1 protein-coding gene is annotated in these 1,031 nt (G+C 68.1%); it reads left to right on the top strand.

Annotated features, from left to right (window positions below):
- The first annotated feature begins 57 nt into the window (after nt 1–57).
- Entirely contained in the window at nt 58–1,005 is a 948-nt protein-coding gene (locus tag H9623_RS19135; protein ID WP_191803937.1) for an IS481 family transposase, read from the top strand.
- The last annotated feature ends 26 nt before the right edge of the window (nt 1,006–1,031 follow it).

Genomic DNA, 1,031 nt, shown 5'->3' with positions numbered 1-1,031 from the left:
AGGGAGGACCTCCGGGCTTAGTGGAGATGTCGAAGTCTTCACAACCCGGAGGTCCTCGTGTCCCACGCTAATGCCCGCCTGACCGTTCGCGGCAGGATGTTGATCGTCGAACGTCGTCGTGATGGTTGGAAGCAGGCCCACATCGCGGCGGCGATGGGCGTCTCCCGCAAGTGCGTCCGGTACTGGTTGCACCGGTTCGCTACCGAGGGCGAGTCCGGCCTGGCCGACCGGTCCTCGCGCCCGCACCGGTGCCCGACAAAGACCGCGCCCGAGGTCGAGGCCAAGGTCGTGGCGCTGCGTCAGGCCGAGCGGCGCGGGCGAGACCAGATCGCCGCCGAGACCGGGGTCCCGGCCCGGACCGTCTCTCGAGTCCTGGCCCGCCATGCGATACCTCACCTGGCCGCACTCGACCCGATGACCGGCCATGTCCTGCGGTCCTCAAAGCAGACCGCGGTTCGTTACGAGCGCGACCGGCCCGGCGAGCTGGTCCACATGGACGTCAAGAAACTCGGCCGGATACCTGACGGCGGCGGATGGCGCGCCCACGGACGCGCGATCCCCCGCGATCGCGTGAACGGCCCCGGCTACGACTACGTGCACTCCCTGATCGACGACCACTCTCGCCTGGCCTACTCCGAGATACTGCCCGACGAGAAAGGCGCCACCTGCGCCCAGTTCCTGGCCCGCGCGCTCGACTACTTCGCGGACCACGGCATCCCCCGCATCGAACGCCTCATGACGGACAACGCGTGGGCCTACCGCTGGTCGCTGCGCGAGATCTGCGCCCAGCATGGCATCCAGCAGAAGTTCATCAAGCCCCACTGCCCCTGGCAGAACGGCAAGGTCGAGCGTCTCAACCGCACCCTGGCCACCGAGTGGGCATACCGGCAGGTCTTCACCTCGAACGCCGAACGGGCCGCCGCTCTGACACCCTGGATCGAGTACTACAACACCCAACGCCGCCACCAAGCCCTCGGTGGACTCCCGCCGACCAGCCGGCTGTAACCAACGTCGCGGCCGGGTACACCTAG

The sequence above is a fragment of the Oerskovia douganii genome (genome assembly GCF_015142735.1).
Classification (GTDB): Bacteria; Actinomycetota; Actinomycetes; order Actinomycetales; family Cellulomonadaceae; genus Oerskovia; species Oerskovia douganii.
This window is presented reverse-complemented; position numbering and strand designations above follow the sequence as displayed.